Raw genomic sequence first — 26,245 nt, 5'->3', positions numbered from 1 at the left:
TGTATATTTCTACAAAAAGAATAACGTTTTTACGTTTTATGGATATTACATAAAGCAAGTGAACACGAAAGCTGGTGGAAGATTCCAGTTTGTTTTTTTCATCTCAATATTTGTAAAGAAAGACCGGAAAAATTGTTGTTTAAGACGTGTATATTGGAAAGTAATAAATTTTCCATCCTGTCCTAACACTTCTTTTGTTACCTGTAATATCTTTTTAGAAGTATCCAGGGGTAAACTGGTAAAGGGTAATCCTGAAATAATATAATCTACTTTGGGAATTTTATATTGCTGAATATATTTTTCCGTATATTCGGCAGAGTCATGAATAATGTACACATTTTTCATGGCTGCATATTTATCTCGAAGTATTTGGTGAAATTGTTTATTATTCTCAATGATTAGCAATACTGTTTCATTCTGTTTATGTTGAATGAGCTGTTCCGTAAACACTCCGGTTCCTGGTCCATACTCAATAATGCATTTTGCTTGTTCAAAATTAATAGGAGATATCATTTGGTTTGCAAGTCGCTTAGAACTTGATAATATTGCTCCTACAGTTCGTGGGTGTTTTATATATTCTCTTAAAAAATGTAGTACATGCATCGTTCTCTTCCTCTTTCCTTGTAGGATACAAGGTATACTTTACTAAAAAAACATGTAAATACGATGAGAACAATATGAGATATTTTTAATCTCTCCCTAAATAGGAAAGAAACTCATCTGAAAAATGTGTTATGTTTTGATTCATCTCAATATGAAATCCATATATAGATGTAGCATCTTTAAATAAAGTGAAACTTTAATCAGTGGGGGTTTTCTTCATCCCCCACTGATTATCAGCCCTCACCAATCGGGCTTTTACGGGCAGTTTATCTCCCACCTAACTTCTTAAGAAAAGCGGAAGCGGCTCGCTCAGAATCGCAGGACGTTGGAACACCCGACAGAGAGGCGCTTTTTGCCTCGTCCGAGGGGGCGAAACGACCGGAGATTCTAGCCGCTAGAGCTGGACAACAAAGAAATGTGGAAGTGGCTCGTCCAGAATGTGAGGGGGATGGAGCTTCTGACGTAGAGGTGTTTTTTACCTCGCAGGAAGAAGCGAAGCCACTGAACATTCTAGCCACTGGAACTGGACAATGCTTTCGCCGAATTTTGAGGTGGGAGTATTACTGCCCACGAATAGCGGGATAAATTTCTATGGTCTCTCTTCAAATGAGATCCCCCCCACATAATGTTTTTTTCAAAATCCCACATCTACTTAAAAAGTCCTTTTTCAACTAACCTGCAACCGTTAGCTTCACAAGAAAAATCTTATATTTTCACTACATGACTTTGATTAAACTTTATTCGAAAGCTACAGAATTTTTTATCTTTTTTCGACGAAATATGACAAATCAAAAAAGCTTTATTTGTTATGATATTTTGGGATAATTAGAGAAATAGGGCATTATGAAAGTTGCATTCACTAAAAGGAATAAGAATTGGATCGCAACGGTATTCTCTTTTGATAGAGAACAAAAGAGAATGGTAGAAGTAGAGGGAAGTAAGGGCAGGGATGAGTCAGGTGATGGAAGATAATCTTAGAAGAATTCAGTATTTACTGAAGGTTGGCGACGTTGATCGGGCAATGAAAGAAGCGGAAATGCTTATAAAAGAAGACCCAGAAGCCGCTTCTGGGTACCTTTGTTTAAGTTATGTCCATTTTTATGGATTTAGCGATAATGATCATGCAAGTAAGTATTTAGAAGAGGCGCTTAAACTGGATCATGTAAACGAGCAAGTTCTCTCAGTAGGATTAGATATTTTCTGTGGTCAAAGTAATTATAAAAGAGTAAGAGAACTTGCAGAGATTGGAATGAAAAATTACCCTGAAAATGGAAAATATTATTTCTATATGGGCGAAGTTGTTAGATGTTTTGAACCCATTAAGAATTCACTGGTGTATTTTGAGAAAGCGATGGAGCTGGGCCCTGAAAATGAAATTTATGTAGGAAAGTATGCGTATATTCTTTTTGCCTCTTTCCCTAAACGGCAAGAGGAGGCATTACAGGCGGAACAGCGCGCTTTGGATCTAAACCCAGAAAATACGACCAATCTCGTTTTGTTTGCAGTTGCGGCAACGTATAAGGGGAATTTTAAAAAAGCAAGGATGTTAGCGGAAGTCGCGATGCGGCTAGACCCCAATAATAAAGACGCATATATGATTTATAAGAAGACGATTGGGACAAAAAATAAGTTTTGTGATTTTACCGCAAGGTTTGCACATGTTTTAGGTCTACCTATCTCAAAATTCTGTTCGTTATTTACGTTTGTATATTTCAAGAATAAAAACATATATTATCTTTTATACTTTTTAAGTTCATTTGTTTGGGCGATTCTGCCTATATACCTAATAGGTTGGTATGCAAGTAGCATTTATATTGTATTTCTTGGAATGTATTTCATCTCTTCTAACATCCAACAGAAGATCTACAAAGAAGTTGGTTTAGGAACATCGTTCGATGTGAAAGATAATCTACGTAGAAATCAAATTACAAAAGAGCAAGAAACTTCTAAAACGACACATACAGTTGAGAAAGTAGAACCTACGACAATTGTAACAAAGGAGTTGTCACAAGAAAAAATTGAGTCACAGTTAACAAGTAAAGAAGCTGTGTCTGAAAAACAACCAATTGAAGAAGTAGCTACGCAGCCGCAGTTATCATCGAAAGAACATAAGGAAATTCAATCGTATTCAAATATTGAATATCCACGATACAACAAGTGGTATATTTGTTTGTTAATTATACTGTCTCTTACTCTCGTTTTGCGTGTTGGGAATGTATATACCCCTTATCATAAAAAGGATAAAAATACGGAGTCGAATATTGGCGAAGAACAGAGGAAGAGTTATACCCCTTATCATAAAAAGGATAAAAATACGGAGTCGAATATTGGCGAAGAACAGAGGAAGAGTTATACCCCTTATCATAAAAAGAATAAAAATGCGGAGCCGAATATTAACGAAGAACAGAGGAAAAGTTTCATTATATCTAAGGATAAAATACCGAAAGAAGAAGAACTGGACCTAATTGGCAAGATTTCGTCAGCATTATGTTCATTAGAAACAAGTGACTTTAGTGAGAACTCGCTTCGGCAATTTGTAACGAATAATTATGTGCCTGTTATGATGGAAAAAGCCGGACAACCAAGTATACAGAAATTAAGATCTGAATATCTTGCTAGGGTATATAAAGAAGGAACAAAGGCATACTTATTAATGAAAAGTGATGATAGTACTTTTATCTTAGAAATGTCAGAGGGGAAAATTAATCGTATTTACGGCGAAAGTTGGGATAATAGTGAGCAAGAAATAAAAACATATAATGAATTACTTCATAAGTTTATAGTGCAAGGTATGCAGCAAAAGTAAAATAAGGCCGGACATGTTAATACGTGATAGTCATAAAGTTAACGAAAATAAGCCAGATGTTAAAAAGCATCTGGCTTATTTTGGCTTAGGTATGCGGTCCATTCTTTATTGAAAGAGCTTTTTTTAGCTTTTTTCGACGAAATACGACAAATCAGAAGAGCTTTATTTGTTATGATATTTTTGCATAATTAGAGAAATGTGGAATTATGAAAGCATGTGTTTACGAAAAAAGGGGAAAAGAGGGCGAATGAAGTGGAGAAATATCATGACAAAATTAAAGTAATCTCTTTTGATAGAGAGCAAAATAGAATGGTAGAAGTAGAAGAAAGTAAAACGAGTTTTGCAGATGTTGGCGGGATGGAAGATATTAAGAAGCAAATTAATATGGATTTCATCATGCCAATCAAGAATCCTGAATATTTTCAAGCGTTTGGTAAGAAAATGGGGGGAAGTTTACTGTTTTATGGTCCTCCTGGCTGTGGGAAGACGTTTTTAGCGCGTGCGGTAGCTGGGGAAATTAATGCGAATTTTATTCATTTGGAGCTGCAAACTATCCTTTCTATGTGGTCAGGTGAATCTGAGAAAAATTTACATGAGGTTTTTGAAGAAGCGCGGAAAACAAAGCCTTGTATTTTGTTTATAGATGAGTTAGATGCATTTGGCGGGAATAGACAGAAAATGGGTGCTCATCATCAACGTACGTTAGTCAATCAATTGTTAGTAGAACTGGATGGAATGAATTCTTTTAATGAAGGTGTTTATATTATTGGAGCGACGAATACACCGTGGTATATCGATCCGGCACTCCGCCGTCCGGGACGTTTTAATTCACTTGTTTTTGTGGCACCGCCGAGCTATGAAGAACGTCTGACAATACTAGACTTAAAGACAAAAGATAAGCCTCGAACAGATTTACAGCTTGATATTGTCGCAAAGTATGCGGAACATTTTTCAGGCGCTGATTTAACGTTTTTAGTTGAGGATGCGATTAATCAAGCGATTCAACGTTCATATGAAACAGGACAATTGCAGCCGCTTTCCAATGAAGATTTGTTAGAAGCGATGAAGAAACGTCAGCCAACAACTTTAGATTGGTTTTCAACAGCAAAAAATTATGCAACGTTTAGTGATGTAAATAAGGATTTTGATAAAGTGCTCGATTATATGGAAGAGCACAGACTGAAATAGAAAACAAGGGCAGGGATGAGTCAAGTGATGGAGGATAACTTTAGAAGAATTCAGCATTTGGTGAAGGTTGGCGATGCTGAACGTGCAATGGAAGAGGCTGAAATGCTTATAGAGGAAGATCCAGAAGATGCTTCTGGATACCTTTGTTTAAGCTATGTTTATTTTTATGGGTTTGGTGACAATGATAATGCAAATAAGTACTTGGAAGAGGCACTTAAACTAGACCATTTAAATGATTTCGTTCTTTGGCTGGGATTAGAAATTTTCAGTGAACAACAAAATTTGGAAAGATTAGAAGAACTAGCGGAAATCGGAATTAAAAATTATCCTGAAGATGGAAAGTATTACTTCTACATGGGCGAAGTTGTTAGGTGTCGTGAAGATATTAAGGATTCACTTGTTTATTTCGAGAAAGCGATGGAGCTGGATCCTGAAAATGAAGTTTATGTAGGAAGGTACGCATATGTTCTTTCTACATCTTTCCCTAAACGAAAAGAGGAGGCGTTAAAGGCAGAAAAGCGTGCCTTGGAGTTAAATCCAGAAAATACGTTCAATCTCGTCATGTTTGCAAATATAGCAAAACATAAGGGGAATTTTAAAAAAGCAAGGATGTTAGCGGAAGTCGCGATGCGGCTAGATCCAAATGATATAGGAGTATATAAGATTTATAAGAGTATGATTGGGACAAAAAATAAGTTTTGTGCGTTTACCACAGGCTTTTCACATGTTGTAGGTCAAGCTTTTGTGAGATTTTGTTCGTTATTTAAATTTTTACATCCCAAGTATCCAAAAATAGCTTATTCTTTATGCTTGTTAAGTTTGTTAGGTTGGCTCATTTTGCCTGTATATGCAACTGGTTGGTATGCAGGGAGTGTTTATATTGGAATTCTTGTTATGTATTTTATTTCTTCTAGAATTAAAAAGAAGATTTATAAAGAAGTTGGTTTAGGAACATCATTTGATGCGAAAGAAAATCTACGTGAAAATCAATTCACAAGAAAGCAAGAAATTTCTAAAATGGCACGTACACTTGAGAAAGTAGAACCTGCGGTAGTTTCAACGCCGAAATTATCACAAGAAGAAATGGAATCACAAATGGCAAGTTTTTGGAGCACTGGAGCTGTGTTTGAGAAACAGCCAATTGAAGAAGTAGCTGCAGCCACACAACCGCAGTTATCATCGAAAGAGCATAAGGAAATTCAATCGTATTCAAATATTGAATCTCCGCGGTATAACAGATGGCAAATTTATTTAATCGTTACGCTGTCTCTTACTCTCGTTTTCCGTGCTGGGAAAGTATATAACCTTTATCATAAAGAGGATAAAAATCCGATGCCAAATATAAGCCTAGAAGAGAAGAAGGCTATTACAAAGTCTGCAGATAACATACCCTTAAAAAAACTACCGGATATTAGTATGCCTATGGCTGAACTCACATTACATTCATTAAAAACAAGTGACTTTAGCGAGAATTCACTACGCCAAGATGTATCCGACCAGTATGTACCAATTGTCATGGGAAAGGCTGGGCAACCGAGTGTAGAAAAATTAAAAAATTCACATCCTGCTAAATTTTATAAAGAAGAGGAAAATAAGTACTTGTTAGTGAAAAGTGATGATAGCACTTTTATATTAGAAATTATAGGGAATAAAATTAATCATATTTACGGGGAAATTTGGGATAATAGTGAGCAAGAAATGCAAAGATATAATGAATTACTGAATAAGTTGGAAACAAAAGGTGTGGAAGCGAAAGGAAAAAAAGACTAAAGTATAAGCAGAACAACAAAGATAAGCTGGATGTTTTTTCATCTAGCTTATTTTTGTTGTTTTATATAAGGACGAGAGTATCTGGCCCATCCTCAATTTGAAAAAAGTGTTAATATAAAGTAAAACTTCGCCTACTCGTTTGTCGAAAATAGTCGAGGAGTCTTTATATTGTGTCGAATCGCCGATAAATGTTGTGATTTCGCCGATATATTAGAAAAAGCGCCGATAAATGATACATTTGCGCCGATATATTGTGAGTCGGCTGACCAGGCAAAGTATGACGGAGAAAGGACGTTACGCTGTGAAAAAAGTAAAGTTTATTCATGCGGCAGATTTGCATTTGGATAGTCCGTTTAAAGGGATGGAACTGAATGTGCCTTTCTTTATATGGGAAAGAATGAAGGAAAGTACGTTTCGTTCGTTTGCGCGCATTGTGGATAAAGCGATTCAAGAGCAAGTTGATTTTGTTTTGCTGGCGGGTGATTTGTATGATGCAGAGACGAGAAGTTTGCGGGCGCAGGTGTTTGTTCGTGAGCAAATGAAGCGTCTGGCACAGTATGATATTCCGGTATATGTGATTCACGGCAATCATGATCATTTAGGCGGAAGCTGGGCGGCAATTGAGTTTCCAAATCATGTACATATTTTTACAGAACCTTATATAGAAGAAAAATCATTTTATAAAAACGGGGAGCTGCTCGCCTCCATTTACGGATTTAGTTATCAGCAGCAAGCTGTGACGGATAATATGACAGAGCAATATAAAAAGATGACAGGTGCGCCGTTTCATATCGGTATGCTGCACGGAAGTGTGGAAGGAGATGCGGAGCATAATCGGTATGCGCCGTTTCAAATTCGTGAGCTGAAGGAGAAGGGGTTTGATTACTGGGCGCTTGGTCATATACATAAACGTGAAGTGTTAGCGGAGGAGCCGTACATTGTATATCCTGGCAATATTCAAGGACGGCACCGGAAGGAAATGGGAGAGAAAGGTGCGTATGTTGTTTCCTTATCTCAGCAAGGGACAGAACTGACATTTTTCAGTACGAATGATGTTGTTTGGGATGAGGTTTTGATTCCTATTGATGAGTTAGAAACGGTCGATGATCTTATTCATGCGTGTACAGAGGGCATGAACGATGTGCGAAGAGAAGAGGAAGGTTTGCTTGTGACGATGACGTTTACAGGACAAGGTCCGCTTGCTTCTTATTTGCGTGATGAGAAGCGTGTAGAAGAAATTCTTCATATTGTCTCATCTGGTGAGGAGTGCAGTAATTTTGTACATGTTGTGAAATGGAAGAATGAAACGATTTCGTTTGCAGAAATTGAGAAGTTGAAGAAGGAGAATCATTTTATCGGGAATGTGCTGCAGGAGCTTGAATCGTTCTCGAGTATGGATGAGGTGCTGCGAACGATTTGGACTTCGCCGGTTGCGAGGAAGGTGCTTCATTCGTTTTCTGAGGAAGAAAAGAAAGAGATTCAAAAGGGCGCCGAGAATATTATTGTAGAGCAATTGTTAGAGCAAGAAAGGAGTAAGGGATGAGAGTTGAGAAACTTCATATTTACGGATATGGAAAATTAGAAAATGTCGAACTGAACCTTTCTACGCTTACTGTACTGTACGGAGAAAATGAGGCGGGTAAGTCGACGATTCGTTCGTTTCTGAAGAGCATTTTATTTGGTTTCCCAACAAGGGGGCAGCGCCGCTATGAGCCGAAGGAAGGCGGGAAATACGGCGGTGCGATTACGATTTCTACTAGGGAGTACGGCCGATTAAAAATTGAGCGTCTTCCGAAAACGGCAGCCGGAGAAGTGACGGTTTATTTTACAGATGGAAAAACAGGCGGTGAGGAAGTTTTAAAGCAGCTGTTAAACGGAATGAATGAGCAGTTGTTTGATTCTGTGTTTTCCTTTGACATGCATGGGTTGCAAAACATTCACCATATCGGCGAAGGGGATATTGGCAATTATTTATTTTCCGCAAGTGCAGTTGGCAGTGATGGGTTATTACGCCTGGAAAAAATGCTTGAGAAAGAAATGGAGCAGCGCTTTAAGCCAAATGGCCGCAAGCCGGAAATTAATGTGGCCTTGCAGGAGTTAAAAAATCTGCAAGATCAGCTCGCAGATTGGCAAGGGAAAATTACCGCGTATGAAGAGCTTGTCGGAAAGAAAAAGAATATGGAAGAGCGCCTTTCTATCATTCGCACCGAGCAGCAAGAAGCGGGAAAACGAAAGCAAGATTATGAAGTGTTAGAAGCGTTGCAGCCACTTTTTTTAGAAAAGCGTGCGTGTGAGCGTTTTTTAGAACAACATGAAGGACTTGTGTTTCCAGTTGATGGTTTGCAGCGTTATGAAGGGATAAAGGCACGGCTTGAACCGCTTCAGTTACAAGGAGAGGCGCTGCAAAAGAAATTAGATGGTGCTCAGTCTGAAATAGAAGCATTACCAGTAAATGAAGAATTGCTTCAGCAAGATATGTATGTAGAAGAACTTCGTTTGCAGCATATGTCTTATGAAGCAGCGCAGCAGGAAGTGCGGGATTTGACGGGGCGCATTTTACATATCGAAGAAGAAATACAAGATTTGCAGCAACAAATCGGCGCTGCATTTGCGCGTGAGGACGTTCTGTCTTTCAATGTGAGCTTAGCTATGAAGGAAACGATTACGCAAATGGTGCAGCAGGCAACAGAGCTAGAAAAGCGTAAAGGGCAGCTAGATGAACGGTTTAAAACAGTGCAGGAGCAGTTAGAGGAACAGGAAGAAGCAGTGAAAAAGTTGCAGTCGCAAACATTGTCGACCCAGGAGCGGGAGCGCTATTTGCCAAAAGTGCAAAGTGCAGCGTCCCGGCAGAAACAAAATCGCAGTGCGCCGCAGATGAATAAAACGGCAATGGCATTGTTCGTTATGGATGTTTTGCTACTGCTTGCCGGTGTTTTCATGGATAATCGTAAGTTATTGTTTGCCGGTGTCTTTTTGTTAATTGGCCTTGTTGTTTTTTATGTGATGTATATGAAAGGGTCAGATGAGCAGGAAGGCGATGAAGCGCTTGAACTTAGGTATCGTCTTGAGAAAGACGATGAAGTGCGGAAGCTATTAGAGCGCGAGGAATTTAAGTTAAAGCAAATTGAGCGCGGATATGAACGTATTCTTTCTGGATATGATGAGTGGGAACGTGACTTGTTTGGAGTGAATGAACAGGTAAAATTGTATAAAGAGACGTATGAATTGCCACATCATTTTACGCACGCTCACATATTACCGGCGTTTGAACGGATCGAAAAGATGCAGCAATTGTACCGCGAATTAGCGAAGCTGCAAAAACGAAAAGAATTACAGGAAGACATGATTTCCCAATTTGAACATAAACTAATGAAGCTAACGGTTGTTACAGAAAGAAGCGTAGATACACCGTCGTTATTTTTGTATGGTTTAAGTAAAGATGTGCAGAAAGAAAAGGAAAAGCAATTGCAGAAAAAGCAGCTGGTAGAAAAGGTTGCGGCGTGGGAAGAAGAGTATGCCGCAGCGCAGCAGCAGATTCATCATCTATTAGAAGAACGTCAGCAGCTTTGGGACATTGCTGCAGCAATTGATGAAGAGGCTTTTTTAACGGCGGCAAAGCAGGCGGAGCAAATGGAAGAGAAAAAGCAGCAGCTTAATCGGTTAATTCCACAAATGGATGTATTAGAAGGACGATTAATGACGTCAGCGTTAGAGAGCGGTTATCGCCTAGATGGATATGAAGAGGAGCGGCAAAAAGAGCAGGAGCAAATAGACAGGCTAATGCGCGAGGAAAAAGAATTGACGCATACACTTGCCGCTCTACGTCTTGATATCACGCAGTTAGAAGAAGGCCGGACGTACGGTGATGTTCTTCATGAATGGGAACTGAAAAAATCACAAGTGCGTGAACAGGTGAAAAAGTGGGCAGCTTATGCGGCGGCAAAGGCGGTATTAAGTAAAACGAAGAAGTATTATCATGAAGTGCAGCTGCCGCGCATTTTACAAAAAGCAGAAGAGTATTTTGTATATTTAACAGGCGGAAATTATGTAAAAGTCTTTTCGCCAGATGCAGAAGAACCGTTTATTGTAGAACGAAAAGATGGACTGCGTTTTTATAGCTATGAATTAAGCCAGGCGACAGCGGAGCAGCTTTATTTATCGCTGCGGTTTGCGCTCGCACATACGTTTGAAGGGCAGTATCCATTTATTATTGATGATAGTTTTGTCCATTTTGACGTGCTGCGAACAGAGCGAACCGTGCATCTTATGAAGGAATTAGCGAAAGAGCGGCAAGTGCTTTTCTTTACTTGTCACAAGCATCTTTTATCTTTCTTTGCGGAAGATGAAATTCAGCGGTTACAGCAGTAAGGGAATTCTCCCTCTCTTTCTAGGTGGGCGAGAGCATCTGTCCATGCATAGAAGCGGTCATGGCTAACTAAAACAAAGATAGAAAACGAGTGCAAGTCACTTTTTGCTTTATATAGCAGGGATTTATACGTTGAAAAATCAAAATGGCTTTATATATGCTATACTAACTATATCGATGACGGTGGAGGAAAATATATGAAAAAGAAAGTTGCACAGTATGAAGTTGGTGAGCAAGTCGAGTTATTTTTAATGATAAAATCGGCAACGAAAGGAATCGCAAGTAACGGGAAACCATTCTTAACAGTTATTTTACAAGATCAAAGCGGAGATATTGAAGCGAAGCTATGGGATGTGTCACCTGAAGTAGAGCAGCAATATGTAGCAGAAACAATTGTGAAAGTAGCGGGAGATATTCAAAATTATAAAGGCCGCATTCAACTTCGCGTCAAACAAATTCGCGTGGCAAATCCAGGTGAAGTAAATGATATCTCTGATTTTGTGGAAAAAGCACCGCTTAAAAAAGAAGATATGGTCGAGAAAATTACACAATACATATTTGAAATGCGTAACCCTAATATTCAGCGTATTACAAGACATTTGCTGAATAAATATCAAGGGGAATTTTTAGATTACCCAGCCGCAACAAAAAATCACCATGAGTTTGTTTCGGGACTGGCATATCACGTTGTGTCGATGCTTGACTTAGCAAAAGCAATTGCAGCGTTATATCCGTCTCTTGATAAAGACTTATTGTATGCAGGCGTGATATTACACGACCTCGGTAAAGTCATTGAATTATCAGGTCCAATTTCCACAACATATACGTTAGAAGGAAATTTACTTGGCCACATCTCTATTATGGTAAATGAGATTGGCAAAGCAGCAGACGAATTAAAAATTGAAGCAGAAGAAATATTGATTCTTCAGCACCTCGTCTTATCACATCATGGAAAAGCAGAATGGGGCAGTCCGAAGCCGCCGCTTGTAAAAGAAGCAGAAATTCTCCATTATATTGATAATTTAGATGCGAAGATGAATATGATGGACCGTGCACTGAGCCGCACAAAACCAGGCGAATATACAGAGCGTGTCTTTGCGCTTGATAATCGTTCGTTTTATAAACCGACGTTTCATAACTAAAAGAGAGGAGATGACCAAAAGTGGACTTTTGGTCATCTCCTTTTATTCTAGTGTCAGCGGATGAATGATTTTTATGTCGAATACAGCCGAAGAGTCGATATGTTGTGTCGAAACGTCGATATATTGCGAAAAGCGCCGATATATTGGTGGGGAGGTCGGATTCTACTATCGTGGTAGAATCTTTTTTTATGATTATTGAATCTACTCCAGAAAAAATTATTCTAATAAAATAAATCACACTTAATTTTCAATATATTACAAAAATATTGAAAATTGCATCGATCGATAATAATATATAAATATCGACAAAAAGCGTCGATAACTTATACATAATGGGGAGGGACTACGTTGAAAAAGAACAGAAAATTAAAAACTTTTTCAGTGTTGGCAACAGGGGCTATGCTAAGTTCTATGTTTGCTTTCGGTGGTCATGCTGCTTATGCGGAATCATCACCAGCGCCATCTAGTTTCATAGATGAGCATTTAATACCGGAGGATCGCTTGGCAAATGCGTTGAAACAACGCGGAGTTATTGATCCATCTGCATCACAAGCAGAAACGGCAAAGGCTGTAGAAAAATATATAGAGAAGAAGAATGGCGAAAATCCTGGAAAGGAAACAACGCCAGAAGACAGCCTTACTCAAGAAGCAACTGACTTTATGAAAAAAGTAAAAGATGAAAAGATGAAAGAGAAAGAGCAGCAGCAAGCTGAGAATGGTGCAGCAAATGGACAGGCATCCGGATTTAATGCTGGAAGGCTAAATGGGAAAGTGCCAACGTCTTCAGCGAAGCAGGCCGCGTATAATGGGTCAGTTCGCAAAGATAAAGTTCTTGTGCTGCTTGTAGATTTTAGTGATTTTAAACATAACAATATTGATCAAGAACCAGGATATATGTATGCGAATGATTTTAATCGTGAGCATTATCAAAACATGTTATTTGGTAATGAACCATTTACGTTATTCAATGACACGAAAATTAAAACATTCAAGCAATATTATGAAGAGCAATCTGGCGGCAGCTATACAGTTGACGGTACTGTAACAGAATGGTTGACTGTTCCAGGTAAAGCAGCTGATTACGGCGCTGATGCTGGTACAGGTCATGATAATAAAGGGCCTTTAGGACCACGTGATTTAGTAAAAGACGCGTTAAAAGCAGCAGTGGAAAAAGGAATTAATTTAGCTGATTTTGATCAGTTTGATCAATACGATTACAACGGTAACGGCAATAAAAATGAACCAGATGGAATTATTGATCATTTAATGGTTGTTCACGCTGGAGTTGGACAAGAAGCTGGCGGCGGGAAATTGAAAGATGATGCAATTTGGTCTCACCGTTCAAAACTTGGAGCAAAACCTTATGCAATTGATGGAACGAAATCATCTGTTTCAAACTGGGGCGGAAAGATGGCTGCGTACGATTACACAATTGAGCCTGAAGATGGTGCAGTTGGTGTATTTGCTCATGAATTTGGTCATGACTTAGGTTTACCAGATGAGTACGATACAAAGTATTCAGGACAAGGTGAGCCAATTGAAGCTTGGTCTATTATGAGTGGCGGAAGCTGGGCTGGAAGAATTGCTGGAACAGAACCGACGAGTTTCTCTCCGCAAAATAAAGAGTTCTTCCAAAAAAATATGAAGGGTAACTGGGCAAATATTGTTGATGTAGACTATGATAAACTTCGTGGTGTTGGAGCTGCGACGTATTTAGATCAAAGTGTTACGAAATCACAACGTCCAGGAATTATTCGTGTAAATTTACCTGATAAAGAAGTGAAAAACATTGAACCTGGTTTTGGAAAGAAATTTTATTATAGTACAAAAGGAAATGACATCCACACAACATTAGAAACACCATTATTTGATTTAACAAATGCAACAAATGCGAAATTTGATTACAAAGCATTCTATGAGCTTGAAGCAAAGTATGACTTCCTTGATGTATATGCGATTACAGAAGATGGAACGAAAACAAAGATTGATAGAATGGGCGACAAAGACATCAAGAATGGCGTCGATACAACAAATGATAAGTGGATTGATAAATCTTATGATTTAAGTCAATTCAAAGGCAAGAAAGTAAAACTACAATTTGACTATTTAACAGATGTTGCTGTAGCTTACAGAGGATTTGCGCTTGATAATGCGACTTTAACAGTAGATGGTAAAGTTGCGTTCTCTGATGATGCAGAGGGACAACCAAGCTTTACTGCAAAAGGTTTTACTGTTTCTAATGGAATTGAATATAAGAAAAATAACTACTATTTAGAGTGGAGAAACTACGCTGGTTCTGATGAAGCACTGCAATACGGACGCGGTCCAGTTTACAATACAGGGCTTGTTGTATGGTATGCAGACCAAAGCTTCTCAGATAACTGGGTTGGTGTACATCCAGGCGAAGGATTCCTTGGAGTAGTAGATTCCCATCCAGAAGCGATTGTAGGAACATTAAATGGTAAGCCAACTGTGAAAAGTAGTACACGTTATCAAATTGCAGATGCTGCGTTCTCGTTTGATCAAACACCAGCGTGGAAAGTAAATTCACCATCACGCGGAGTATTTGATTATAAAGGATTACCAGGCGTGTCTAAATTCGATGACTCTAAAGTATATATGAACAATTTAATCCCAGATGCAGGACGAAAAGTTCCAAATCTTGGACTTAAATTTGAAGTAGTAGGTCAAGCTGATGATAAGTCAGCAGGAGCAGTTTGGATTCATCGCTAAGGTGAAAGTTTCTTCAAAATAAAAGAGTCATAAAATCTTCCTTCCTTTCATACAGTGAAACTAACAAGGCTTGTCTGATGAAAGGAAGGAACTAGAATGGAAACTTTACCATGGTGGATTTATCTCATTATTATTGGAATTGTTGTGAGCGGTTATATGGTCTTATACACGTCCAAAAAAGAGCAAGAAATGGATAATGAGTTTATTGAAAAAGAAGGCGAAGTGTATATGAAACGCCTCGAAGAAGAACGGGAGCGACGTCATCAAGATAAGGATGAGGATTCCGTTTTACTTTAATAATTGTATGTTAGAGGATGAGTGGCCGAATGAACCGGTTGCCATCCTTTTTTTATGATATATCCACGATAAAATCCTGAAGGAGGAACGAAGGTTATGAAAAACTCTAAATCAATATCATTGGAATCCACATTTGATGAATCTTCTCCAGCGCTACAGCTTCTTAATCTGTATAAACGATTCGGCGAGTCTATTGTAGTCAATCATATTGATTTAATGGTACCAAGTGGTTCATTTTACGGAGTGGTTGGACCAAATGGAGCGGGTAAGACTACTTCACTGTCAATGGCTGTAGGATTACTAAGACCGGATGGCGGAGATGCTAAAATTTTTGGCGTCGATGTCTGGGGAAATCCGACACATGCTAAAATGCTGGTTGGAGTATTGCCAGACGGGCTATCTATGCCAGAAAGGCTGACGGGACGCGAACTATTAACATATATAGGGCTATTGCGAGGGATGGATGCCAAGGAAGTGGCACATCGTACAGAGGAACTACTTACAGTACTGGAATTGAACGATGCTGAAAAAACGCTAGTTATCAATTACTCTACTGGAATGCGTAAAAAAATCGGGCTAGCTCTTGCGCTTCTTCATGCTCCAAAGTTGCTTGTTCTCGACGAACCGTTTGAGGCTGTAGACCCTATTTCTGCTGCTACTATTAAAAAGATTTTACAGAGATTTGTTGCTTCAGGTGGTTCGGTAGTATTCTCTAGTCACGTTATGGCGTTGGTTGAACAACTGTGTGACCACGTCTGTGTGATCACCAAAGGGCGTGTGGTTGCGTCAGGAACAATGGATTCTGTCTGTGGTGAACAAAGTCTTGAAGAAGCGTTCGTTCGGTTAGTAGGCAGTCGTACCGCTCTAGGAGGGGAATTGTCTTGGTTAGTGTATTAGTCCGGATGAAGTTAGCGATACTCAGGCATTCGATGAATGGAGGTAGGGCCGTCCTCTTGATTATGGGCGGATTATTTGGGCTATTGCTAGCGATTGGAACTGTCCTGCTTTTTGCCTTCTATCCTACTAATCCTACTGCACCGAAGGATATTCTTTACATTGTTTTTGCAGTATGGACCATCGGCTGGATAATGGGACCGATACTCACCGGTGGAGATGGGCTATTGCGTCCGGAATATTTCATGTTGCTCCCACATGGCTCATATAAACTGGCCAGGGCATTACTTGTTGTAGCTTTTATAGGATTAGGACCACTAATTAGTCTAGTAGCCTTCATGGGTCTCTTGTTTTACGCAGCACGGCTTAACCTAGAGGCAATTATAGTTGCTGTTCCTGCAATTATTTTACAACTAGTCTTTGTAGTGCTGCTATCAAAAGTAGTGATTCGTATCATGGGCGAGACAATGAAATCTAGGATCGGTATGGAGATTGGAGCGATGCTCATTGGTTTTGTTATCGCGTTTTTAAACGTGGGCTGGTATGCACTTCCTGCCATCAACTGGATAACAACAAAGAATTCTACTGTACTGTACATCTTCCCGCCCGGCTGGACGATATTTGCTGTAGATCAGGCTAGTCAATCAAATTGGTTATTAGCTTCTGTTTCTTTAATTGCTCTCACAATACTTTGCGGACTTCTGTTATACATATGGGTGAAATTGTTGACAAGAAGTACAACGACAAATTTTACAAAAATAAAAGGTTGGACTGCTGCAAGAAATCATAGAAATGCTCTTCGAATTCTTCCAGAAACTAAAATAGGAGCAATAATGACTAAGGAACTACAATGTTGGGTAAGAGATCCGCAGCGTGGTCGTTTCCTCCGGATGGGTTTATGGATAGGGTTGTTCTATGGCTTCCTAGTTACGATTGCTGGTATATCTGGCTTAATGCCATGGGCAGGAGTAATTATGATTGTTTTCACAAGTATGTTTGCTTGTAATTTATATGGTTTTGATGGAAGTGCATTATGGCTGACATTGGTGACTCCTGGTGCAGAACGGATCGATGTACGTGGTCGACAAGGAGCTTGGTTACTAGTTGTCGGTCCAGTTGCTATTGTAGCAACAGTTATTTTCACCACGTCTAGCAGACTTACTTGGGTTTACCCATGGGTGTTCGCATTAATTCCCGCATTACTGGGCGGGGCTGCAGGTCTTATTGTATTGTTTTCGGTATTTAACTTAATCCCTATAACAGATCCTCATCGCCGAGGGCGTGGTACGATTGTATCCGGTGACGATATGAATGCTGGTAAAGTGTTTATAACAACTTGGCTTATGATGGTGATGGTGTTAGCAACTGCTATACCTGTTTTGGTAGTTGTATGGACTGGGACATTTCTTCATTTACATTTCTTACAATGGATGGGGGTACCCACTGGTATTTGTACGGGAGCGTTTTTTGCCTGGTGGCTTGGCCGCATTGCTTATGTAAGGCTTGAATCAAGTGGCCCCGAATTACTAGCGAAAATGAAAAATGGTATGAGAACTCAGCGAGAGGATCGTGAAAAGAAAGTACAAAATAAAGCGACTGAATTACCTAAGAAAAAACTTGCTATTGTTGTACTTCTTGTGTTTATCGGTATCTTTTCTTTCGTTCATCAAAGTATAGTACCACTCATTTTTGAAATACTTAATATAGATGAAAAAGTTCGCCTTTTCTTTCTTCCGCGTTATCTTCCACATATAGTTCGAATCCCTGTAATCATTGTATTTGCTGTATTAGGCCTAGCTTCTTTGTATAAGGCTATATTAATTAAGAAAAAACATGTAAAAGAACATCAGAAAGTAAACGATGGCATGTAAATGAAAAGAAAACGAATTTGTTAAGAACAAAAGACGACTTATTTGAAAGTCGTCTTTTGTTCTTTTTTATTATGATATGTAAAAGTTTACATTCAGCCAATCAAGCTAACGAATAAACATACTCCCAAACATAGCTCATTAACGTTTAGCATCTTTCGTAACATTAAGTTTTGAAATTCTTTTCCCGTCTTTATAGTCAAGACAAGAAACCTCAATCATCAATCCATTAAATACTGTAAAGTAGAAGCCATAACTATTACCTCTCAACTTATAAGGTTTTTTATCTATTTCAATACCTCCCTCTATTAAGCGATTATATACTTGATCCACTTCATTTGGTTCTTCTACTAAGAAACCAATATGAAAAGCTTCTGGGTATACCGCATCTTTTCCATCTTTAAACGCTTTTGGATCACTTAATACAAGAATAAATCCATCAGTATCACTCATCACTACAAGAGCTTTTCCTTTCTCTTCTAAACATTGAAAATCAAAAAATGTTTCAAAAAAAGCTCTTGCTGCCGATAAATCATTCACACATAAATTCAAATGATTCAGCTTCATCTAATCATCTCCTTTTCATTCTATTTATATTTCAGGCATTTCCTTCTTTAGAACAATTTCGTGTGTAAGCTACAGGCTGCCATATTTCAAGAAGGAAGGATGCTTTGAAAGAGAAGTTCTTGGTAATATTTTCTATGGTTATTCCGTTTTTTCCTTTTCTTGTTGCAAATGTGTCTGCAAATTCGCCATTTGTTATAGACAAAGAAAAAGCTGGTGGTTATCAATACACTGTAATAAGAGAACAAGACAATTTTACTTGGAAAAGTGGTTATCGAGACAACTTATCTACTTTCCAAGAAAATAAGGATAATACCGAAGAGTTGGGACATTTTAGAACTGCTGTTAGAGATATTCATAGGGAAATATTTGAAATAATATTATCTGTATCATACTTTTTGATTGTTGTTTTAATAGCACTAATTTTCTACAAGAAGAACAAACAAATACTTAAAAGAGACGGTGCAATTCTTGTTATATTAGCAGGTATAGCATTATATACGACGTTTACAACTTCTATCGAACTAAATACTGCATTCCAAGATGCAAAATTTTATTAAACTAACGAATCTTTTTTTACCTATTGATTATTTTGTCTAGTGCCAGTATTGCTGTAAATAGTAGAACGTACCCAAGAAGGAAAAGCAATTGCAAAGTTGCGTGGGGATTTTAGAGAAGGCCGACCTAAGAAAGTTAATAAAAAGCAAATTGAACACGCATTAGCCTTATTAAAAAAGTATTCTTATAAATAAATTGAAGAAATAACAGGAATGAGTAAGAGTACATGAATTCGAGCGAAGAAGAAAGCGCAGATCAGCATGGATAGAAACGAATGATATATGTTGTATATTGAAATTATTAACAATAAAGTGAAACTTTAATCAGTGGGGGTTTTCTTCATCCCTCACTGATTATCAGCCCTCACCAATCGGGCGTCTACGGGCAGTTTATCTCCCGCCGAACATTCTAGCCACTGAAGCTGGACAATGCTTTCGCCGAATTTTGAGGTGGGAGTATTACTGCCTGTTAATGCGGGATAGATATTTTATTGGATTAATTTGCAATATTTTGATATTATAAAATAATAGTTAATATATGTAAAAAGAGTTAACTTGAATACTATTTTTGAAGGGAGGTATTGTAATTTGAAGCGCACTGCAGAATTTATAACTGGCTTAATCGGAGGAATCTTTGGCTGCCTATTATCTTTATTTATTGGATTTTGTCTTGTTTCCTACGCTAAATTTGGAGATAGTGCTTACTCTACTTATGGGGATAGTGTTTCCTATGCTAATTCTGAAGGTAGTGAAGTTATGATTATTCTTTTTAGCATTGCCTTAATCATTCAAATAGGACTATTAGTATTAGCTTGTTGTGTAAATAAAGTAAATAATATAGCTTATGGTGTTTGTATGATTGTATTAAGTATAATATCGTTATTATTATCAGTATTTATATTATTGATTCCCGTGGTTTTACAAATCGTTTCAGGTGCATTAGCATTTCGAACTTTACAACAGAAATCTAATTAAAACAAACCAAAAGTACACAGTGTATTTTTTATATTTTTATTTGATTATACTTTGCGGTTTATGACAGCAACCCTTTTACTATCCTTACGATAGAAAAATCATGGTTGAGGTTAATATATTTTGATACTGTAATAATCTTGCGAAAATAGACCTTTTTACAAAGAGGTCTATTTTTGTAAGATTATTTAATTTTGAATCAAAAACGATTATTTTGGGGATATCGGTGAAGAAAGTCCTTCCCTATGAAAAACAGTATACAGAGGATTCAGATGATATACTTTTACGGCTGGTTATTATTAAGAAAGAAAAAATATATAATTTGTCAATTATGTGAAAATAATTAAATGGAAATATGGTATAATATTACCTGTTTTGATAATAAATAGAAAAAGAGGTTGGGGGAGAGTAATTTGCATTTCAAGAAATTAGTCAGCGCGAGTTTACTAGCGGCACTCACTATAGGTGGGTTAAGCGCTTGTAATTCATCGGAAGGTTCAGCAGAAGTAAAGCAGGGAAGTGTATCAAAAGATAAGAACGTTAAAAAAAGCAAAAAGAGTAAAAGCTATGAATTAACAATAGAAGGTGCGGAATACGCTTTGCCTAATATTGACAAAAAAACAATAAACGGTCAGGTACTGAAAGTAAACATTAGCGTAAAAAACCTAGGAAAGAAAAGTTTAAGAGTCTCAAATGATGATTTTTCAGTATATGTAAAAGACGAAAAAATGAAGTCATATTCGAAATATGTAGAAGGGGAATATCTCTTCAATATAGAAGATATAGAGCCTAATAAAAAAGTATCAGGTGTAATATATTTTGATGTTAAAGAAGCGTCATCATATGAATTAGTCTATAAAAAGCGTCCTGATATAGAAGATGAAAATGAGAAAGAGGAAAAAACAACATTTACGATTGATAGTAAGGGATTTGCAGATAAAAGAAAAGAATTGAATCGACCAGCAGAAGCATTAACAGCTTACTTAAATGCAGGTTTTTATGATAAAGATCTAGATAAAATGACTGAATTAACAGGGGAAGATGGTAAGAAGTTCAATGAAATGCTTGAGAAATCTGTTACCTCATCCGGAGCGTCTGTAGGGTTATCTAGTATTACAGAAGAATCCATGAATAATTATTTTAAAAATTTCAAAACAGCACTACAAAAAAATGTGAAATTTGAAACGAATGTAGTATCCGTGGATAAAGATGGGAAAACCGCAGAAGTTGAGATAAAATCAAAACCGCTTGTTTTTTCAAGTATAAGAACGAAAGTTCAAGACAAGCAAACAAGCATTCGAAGTGAAAATCCTAGTATGACTTACCAAGAATTAGCAAAGAAATCATTTGATTACATGTCTTCGCTATTGCCTGAAGCAGAAGTATCTTCTACTGAAGAGTCAGCGAAAATTGAAATGCATAGTAATGGTGACAATAAGTGGCATATAGATGAAGATGGTATAAAGGACCTTGCAAGAGTATTCTATAAATCTTAATTTGATATAAGGGTTTTTTATCCCGCATTAACGGGCAGTAAAACCCCCACCTCAAGATTCAGAGAGAAGCGAGGAAGATAGGTGGGGGATCACTGCTCGTAAAAGTCCGATTGGTTCAACTAACCATCAGTGGGAGATGAAAAAACTCTCCACTGATGGAAGTTTCACTTTATAAAACGATAGATAAGACTTTTCAAGTTATAAGAATTATTACTTTAAAGTTGTAATAGAGCTTATTTCTTCGGAGAGTCTTTTTTAAAATTCATCGGTTTAATCACAAAAAAATAGACATATTAGTTAAACTCTTTTAAAGTCAATGAAAGACTTTTGTAATTGCTTTGAAAGATATTGAAAGTAAGATAGGCTTATCGCTAATATATATGCAAAACACCCTCTAAACTGTATATTTTATTTTTTTAATACAACCAAAATGTCGAATTTGATATTAAATCACTTTTTGAATTTTAAGCAATGTATGAGTTCCGAAGTATATTTGGTACAAGCATTTCATAAGTGAAGAACAAATCGCTTAGGTGTGTTAAAAAAATAAGATTGATTAAACTGAGCTTCTCCCAAGCTCCTTTAAACGAAACAAGTGATTCTGCTATACAAATAAGGGAACTTTCCCATGTATGCAAATTTGCGTACCATTTTGTGTTGATAAGCATCCAAACGATCTCTATAAATTTCCATCATTTTACGATTGCCGAGTAGATAAGTAAAAGAAGCAACAATTACAGAGATAATGCCTAGCAGAATATCTTTTACAGCAATTTATTAACACATATTTTTTATGCTTCATACCATCTCAAAAGGTACACCTTTCTAAACAAAATAAAAAGAAGAACCTAGGATAGATTCTTCTTTTATAAAATCAGAATTGATTATTTGTAATAGATTAAAAATTATATGGCTTTTTTATCGGAATTTGAAACGGGTAATTCCAGTAAATCACTTTGATCATATAAGTTTAGTAAGTGTTTTTCTATTCCCATACAAATTCCTTCTAATGGAAGATCATTGAAATCTTGACCAAATGGATCTTCAATTTCAACTCCTATTGCTTCAATTCCTAAAAATGCAAAACTAATAAACATAGTTGCCATAATTGTAAACCATCCCATACTATCAACAAGCCCAATTGATAAAGTCCCGCAAAAAATGATAAGTAAACTTTTAATATGTGCAAAATATGCAAAGGGAATGGGTGTTGCTTTAATGCGATCACAGCCGCCTATAGAATTTAACAGGTTATCCAATTCATCTTCCATATTCAGTAAGGTATTGGGAGGAAGTTGTCCGGATTTCAATCCTTTTGTTATTACAGCTTTTAACATAAAAATTATAGTAAGAGGTAAATAGTTGGATCTCACCAACATCTCCTTCTCTTTATCCGAACATAGTTCTAATAGATCTTTTATTTCGGATAGATCTTTTTCATCTCTCAAATGTTGTTTAGCTAGTTTTGGAAAAGCAATTAATAAATGTAGAAACTTTAATTTCTCTTTATCCATAGTATTTCCTTTAGAATCCCAGTAACATAAAAAGCTTACTGCTAAATTTCTAGTTGAATTACCGATTCCTCCAAATAGTTTTCTTCCTTCCCAATATCGATCATATGCGGTATTTGTTCGAAATACTAATAATAAGCCTAAAGCTCCCCCTACAATAACCCATGGAGTCGAATTTATATGTATTCCAAAGTAATAGTTAATAAGGACAATACAAATAGAAACACATGTATAAAAAATGATTTGTTTAAAGATGTCTTTTATAATTGTTCCTTTTAACGTAAAGATTTGTTTTAAATTTTCTTGGTTGTTGTAACGAATCATATGCGAATAAACCTCTTTTCCTCTATAAGTTGTTTCCAATTGTACGATAGTATTAATTTCTCTATCCTCTATAATAACTGTGAATCTAACAGATTTCATGTATATATTTGTTAGGTGGAGTTACGCGGACAAAACGAAGAAATTATATTCTATATAAATCCAAATCAAAAAGACGACATGAAACCCCCTTTCCTTTTAGGGGGGCGAGAGCATCTGGCCGTGTATAGTAGCGGTCAGGTTGTATTCTGCATAGCAGCGACTTATATGTCGAAAAATTTAAATAGATTTATATAAGACATTTTCCGTAAGAAAAACCCTAACTTTCTTACGCTAATCAATAGATTAATATTTTTATCATAGCTAGAGCCTTATTGTCAATCACAGATTTTATCCCGCATTAACGGGCAGTAAGACCCCCACCTCAAGATTGAGGGAGAAGCGAAGAAGATAGGTGGGGGATAACTGCCCGTAAAAGCCCGATTGGTTCAACTAACCATCAGTGGGGGATGAAGAAAACCCCCCACTGATGGAAGTTTCACTTTATCGGGAAATGGGCAAGAAAATACCACCTTCAAAACGAGCAGGGCATAGTCAAGTTTAAGGTGGAGATGAATTTCGGAAATACGTTAAATGAACAAATGGCTGAAATAGGGGTAATGGAGGTAACCAGCAAGTGGGCACCTACAAAAATGAAGATGGTACCATGACTTGGAATTTGCTTAGCACGAAATGTGAGATAAAAAGATGTCGATTTTTTTCATTGCACGAACGAAGTAAAATAGTTTCACAAACATGTCATATATGATAAAATTATAGAAACGTATGTTCTGATTTTTGGTTACATATGTTAAACATTTTAGAAAGAGGTGCTTGTGATGATTTTAGGTATTAACCCGTATGTAGTGACAAATGGTAATGGACAAGAGGCTGTTAAGTTTTATGAACATGCATTGGATGCAAAAGTTGTAAGCCTTCAAACGTTTGGAGACATGCCGGAAAATCCGGAATTCAGGATTCCTGCTGAGGCGAAAGACCGTGTGCTACATGCGCATTTAAAAATTGGTAATACGGATTTGATGATCTCTGACACATTCCAGGGTCAGCCACATCAAACTGGATCACAAGTGACTATCGCTATTCATATACAAGATGCAGAAAAATCAAAAGAAGTGTTTGAAAAATTACAAGATGGTGGCCAAGTTATCATGCCGCTTCAAGAAACGTTCTGGAGTCCATTATATGGCCAAGTCAAAGATAAATTCGGCGTAGAGTGGCAAGTTTCAACGCAAGGCGCTACAAAATAAGTCATTGGACGGGACTGACGATCAGTCCCGTTTTTTCGTGTCCACTGATATCGGCGCTTTTCGCAATATATCGACGCTTTTTACAAATATATCGACCGCAATTTAAAATATATCGGCGATTCGACACGATTTAAAGATTCCTCGACAATATTCGACTCTCAAGTCAGCGAGTGCAGCTAAAAAGAAAAGGTCCCATCTTTCCTTTTTCCTTAATTTGTGTACTATAAGAAATAGGAAGATATAAAAAAGGGGACTTTCGAATGGAATTTCATGAACAGAAAATATTACCAGCGGTTCGGCAAATAAAAGATTTAGAGAAACTATTACATAGTTCCTATGAATATATTGTAATTTTAGATATTCATGTCGGTCAGTTGAAAAGTGTTGTGGCATTAGCAAAGCAGTATTGTAAAAAAGTCTTTTTACATGTGGATTTAATTCACGGCTTGCAAAGTGATGCGTATGCAACGGAATATGTATGCCAAGAGTTTCGTCCGTACGGTGTGTTATCTACAAAGTCTAGTGTGATTATGAAAGCGAAGCAAAAAGGTGTCGTTGCGATTCAACGTGTTTTCTTAATTGATTCTAGTGCAATGGAAAAGAGTTGTGCCCTTTTAGAAAAGACAAAGCCAGACTACATTGAAGTGCTTCCAGGGGCTTTAGCGGACGTCATTGCGGAAATGAAAGAGCGGACTGGATTATCGATTTTAGCAGGTGGATTTATTCGTACCGTGGATGATGTGGAAAGGGCGCTAGCAGCCGGTGCAACAGCGATTACCACATCGAAAAAAGAACTATGGAAACATTTTCATAAAAAGTGACAAAAATATGAAAAAAATCAATTGACACCGCTTTCAAATGGGTTTAACATTATAGACAAGTTAATAAATGTGACGGAGAAAAGAAGAGATCCACATTTCATTGTTTCTATGATTTTGTAGAAGCTTGTATTTGTGGATTTTTTCTTTTGAAAGTTCAATTCTTCTCTTTCACTGAAAGCGCTTTAATTTGATTATGGAGGGGTTATATGTCACCATTTTTAGGGGAGTTAATAGGGACAGCGTTACTAATCATTCTCGGCGGCGGCGTTTGTGCTGGTGTTAGTTTGAAGAAATCATTTGCACAAAATTCAGGCTGGATTGTGATTACGATGGGATGGGGCTTAGCGGTTTCGATAGCTGCTTATGCAGTTGGATCGATTAGCGGAGCGCATTTAAATCCAGCAGTAACAATTGGACTTGCGTTTAAAGGAGCATTTCCTTGGAGCGACGTACCAGGTTATATTGCAGCACAAATGATTGGGGCAATGATTGGGGCATGTATTGTATACTTACATTACTTACCACATTGGAAAGAAACAGAAGATGCAGGAACAAAATTAGGCGTATTTGCAACAGGACCAGCAATTCCAAACACATTTGCAAACCTTTTAAGTGAAATGATTGGGACTTTTATTCTAGTATTTGGTATTTTAGCAATTGGAGCAAATAAGTTTGCAGATGGTTTAAATCCGTTTATTGTAGGTTTCTTAATTGTAAGTATTGGTTTATCATTAGGAGGAACAACTGGTTACGCAATCAATCCAGCACGTGACTTAGGACCTCGTATTGCACACTTCCTTCTTCCGATCCCAGGAAAAGGCGGATCGAATTGGAAATATGCATGGATTCCAGTAGTAGGACCGATTTTAGGCGGATCATTAGCGGGATTATTCCATCAAGTTGTATTTGAAGGAAAGCAAAATTCAGCACTTATCTATGTAGCTATTGCAACAGTGATTGTTCTAGCAATCTCTTATATGACAAGCAAACAGAGCGGGAAAAATACAAATAGTAGAAAAGTAGCATAAG

Annotated in this window: 19 protein-coding genes and 2 pseudogenes; 17 read left to right on the top strand and 4 right to left on the bottom strand. The window is 37.4% G+C overall.

Annotation, left to right across the window (positions count from 1 at the left end; translation table 11 throughout):
* Positions 1-45: 45 nt before the first annotated feature.
* Complete coding sequence (locus MR076_RS09725) at positions 46-603, bottom strand: class I SAM-dependent methyltransferase (RefSeq protein ID WP_242220115.1); 558 nt, start codon at positions 601-603, stop codon at positions 46-48.
* A 949-nt stretch (positions 604-1,552) separates the two neighbouring features.
* Here MR076_RS09725 and MR076_RS09720 point away from each other — a divergent pair.
* The 10 genes from MR076_RS09720 to MR076_RS09675 all read left to right on the top strand — a co-directional run bounded on the left by MR076_RS09720 (position 1,553) and on the right by MR076_RS09675 (position 17,670).
* The gene (locus MR076_RS09720; protein ID WP_472927083.1) at positions 1,553-3,409 is read left to right on the top strand and encodes a tetratricopeptide repeat protein; all 1,857 of its coding nucleotides are present in this window, start codon (positions 1,553-1,555) and stop codon (positions 3,407-3,409) included.
* 252 nt (positions 3,410-3,661) lie between these two features.
* Positions 3,662-4,597: an ATP-binding protein gene (locus MR076_RS09715; protein ID WP_242220110.1), complete on the top strand. Its 936-nt coding sequence runs from the start codon at positions 3,662-3,664 to the stop codon at positions 4,595-4,597.
* A gap of 27 nt (positions 4,598-4,624) precedes the next feature.
* On the top strand, positions 4,625-6,367 hold the full coding sequence (locus MR076_RS09710) for a tetratricopeptide repeat protein (RefSeq protein WP_242220108.1): 1,743 nt from the start codon (positions 4,625-4,627) through the stop codon (positions 6,365-6,367).
* A gap of 301 nt (positions 6,368-6,668) precedes the next feature.
* Positions 6,669-7,910: a metallophosphoesterase family protein gene (locus tag MR076_RS09705; RefSeq protein WP_242220106.1), complete on the top strand. Its 1,242-nt coding sequence runs from the start codon at positions 6,669-6,671 to the stop codon at positions 7,908-7,910.
* Positions 7,907-10,735 carry an ATP-binding protein gene (locus MR076_RS09700; RefSeq protein WP_242220102.1) on the top strand — a complete coding sequence of 943 codons (2,829 nt, stop codon included), beginning with the start codon at positions 7,907-7,909 and terminating at the stop codon, positions 10,733-10,735. Before MR076_RS09705 ends, MR076_RS09700 begins: the two co-directional genes overlap by 4 nt.
* Positions 10,736-10,930: 195 nt before the next feature.
* On the top strand, positions 10,931-11,875 hold the full coding sequence (gene yhaM, locus MR076_RS09695) for a 3'-5' exoribonuclease YhaM (RefSeq protein WP_242220100.1): 945 nt from the start codon (positions 10,931-10,933) through the stop codon (positions 11,873-11,875).
* A 348-nt stretch (positions 11,876-12,223) separates the two neighbouring features.
* Positions 12,224-14,608 carry an immune inhibitor A domain-containing protein gene (locus tag MR076_RS09690; protein WP_242220098.1) on the top strand — a complete coding sequence of 795 codons (2,385 nt, stop codon included), beginning with the start codon at positions 12,224-12,226 and terminating at the stop codon, positions 14,606-14,608.
* Between the two features lie 96 nt (positions 14,609-14,704).
* Positions 14,705-14,905: a sporulation YhaL family protein gene (locus MR076_RS09685; RefSeq protein ID WP_242220096.1), complete on the top strand. Its 201-nt coding sequence runs from the start codon at positions 14,705-14,707 to the stop codon at positions 14,903-14,905.
* Positions 14,906-15,001: 96 nt separating this feature from the next.
* On the top strand, positions 15,002-15,802 hold the full coding sequence (locus MR076_RS09680; protein ID WP_242220094.1) for an ABC transporter ATP-binding protein: 801 nt from the start codon (positions 15,002-15,004) through the stop codon (positions 15,800-15,802).
* Positions 15,787-17,670, top strand: coding sequence for a hypothetical protein (locus tag MR076_RS09675; protein WP_242220092.1), 1,884 nt, complete (start codon positions 15,787-15,789; stop codon positions 17,668-17,670). The genes MR076_RS09680 and MR076_RS09675 overlap by 16 nt, the downstream gene beginning before the upstream one ends.
* A gap of 138 nt (positions 17,671-17,808) precedes the next feature.
* Here the strand turns inward: MR076_RS09675 and MR076_RS09670 are convergent, their stop codons facing one another.
* The gene (locus tag MR076_RS09670) at positions 17,809-18,234 is read right to left on the bottom strand and encodes a VOC family protein (protein WP_242220091.1); all 426 of its coding nucleotides are present in this window, start codon (positions 18,232-18,234) and stop codon (positions 17,809-17,811) included.
* Positions 18,235-18,338: 104 nt separating this feature from the next.
* Here MR076_RS09670 and MR076_RS09665 point away from each other — a divergent pair, with 104 nt between their 5' ends.
* The 4 genes and pseudogenes from MR076_RS09665 to MR076_RS09650 all read left to right on the top strand — a co-directional run bounded on the left by MR076_RS09665 (position 18,339) and on the right by MR076_RS09650 (position 21,256).
* On the top strand, positions 18,339-18,791 hold the full coding sequence (locus MR076_RS09665; RefSeq protein ID WP_242220089.1) for a hypothetical protein: 453 nt from the start codon (positions 18,339-18,341) through the stop codon (positions 18,789-18,791).
* Between the two features lie 57 nt (positions 18,792-18,848).
* A pseudogene (locus MR076_RS09660) lies at positions 18,849-18,983 on the top strand (recombinase family protein); the annotation flags it as partial.
* A 393-nt stretch (positions 18,984-19,376) separates the two neighbouring features.
* Positions 19,377-19,763, top strand: a complete 387-nt coding sequence (locus tag MR076_RS09655; protein WP_242220087.1) for a DUF4064 domain-containing protein — start codon at positions 19,377-19,379, stop codon at positions 19,761-19,763.
* A gap of 410 nt (positions 19,764-20,173) precedes the next feature.
* Positions 20,174-21,256, top strand: coding sequence for a DUF5105 domain-containing protein (locus tag MR076_RS09650; RefSeq protein WP_242220084.1), 1,083 nt, complete (start codon positions 20,174-20,176; stop codon positions 21,254-21,256).
* A gap of 657 nt (positions 21,257-21,913) precedes the next feature.
* Here MR076_RS09650 and MR076_RS09645 read toward each other — a convergent pair.
* Positions 21,914-22,030 (bottom strand): annotated as a pseudogene (locus MR076_RS09645) (multidrug resistance efflux transporter family protein); the annotation flags it as partial.
* 131 nt (positions 22,031-22,161) lie between these two features.
* Positions 22,162-23,091, bottom strand: coding sequence for a bestrophin family protein (locus MR076_RS09640; protein WP_242220082.1), 930 nt, complete (start codon positions 23,089-23,091; stop codon positions 22,162-22,164).
* Positions 23,092-23,966: 875 nt separating this feature from the next.
* Here MR076_RS09640 and MR076_RS09635 point away from each other — a divergent pair.
* The 3 genes from MR076_RS09635 (at position 23,967) to MR076_RS09625 (ending at position 26,244) form a co-directional block, all read left to right on the top strand.
* Positions 23,967-24,395 carry a VOC family protein gene (locus tag MR076_RS09635; RefSeq protein WP_242220080.1) on the top strand — a complete coding sequence of 143 codons (429 nt, stop codon included), beginning with the start codon at positions 23,967-23,969 and terminating at the stop codon, positions 24,393-24,395.
* Positions 24,396-24,655: 260 nt separating this feature from the next.
* Positions 24,656-25,216, top strand: a complete 561-nt coding sequence (locus MR076_RS09630; RefSeq protein WP_242220076.1) for a glycerol-3-phosphate responsive antiterminator — start codon at positions 24,656-24,658, stop codon at positions 25,214-25,216.
* Positions 25,217-25,422: 206 nt separating this feature from the next.
* Positions 25,423-26,244, top strand: coding sequence for an MIP/aquaporin family protein (locus MR076_RS09625; protein ID WP_242220074.1), 822 nt, complete (start codon positions 25,423-25,425; stop codon positions 26,242-26,244).
* Position 26,245: the final 1 nt, after the last annotated feature.

Origin of the sequence: Bacillus cereus group sp. BfR-BA-01380, from assembly GCF_022663535.1 — a bacterium.
Lineage (GTDB): Bacteria > Bacillota > Bacilli > Bacillales > Bacillaceae_G > Bacillus_A > Bacillus_A cereus_BB.
This window is presented reverse-complemented; position numbering and strand designations above follow the sequence as displayed.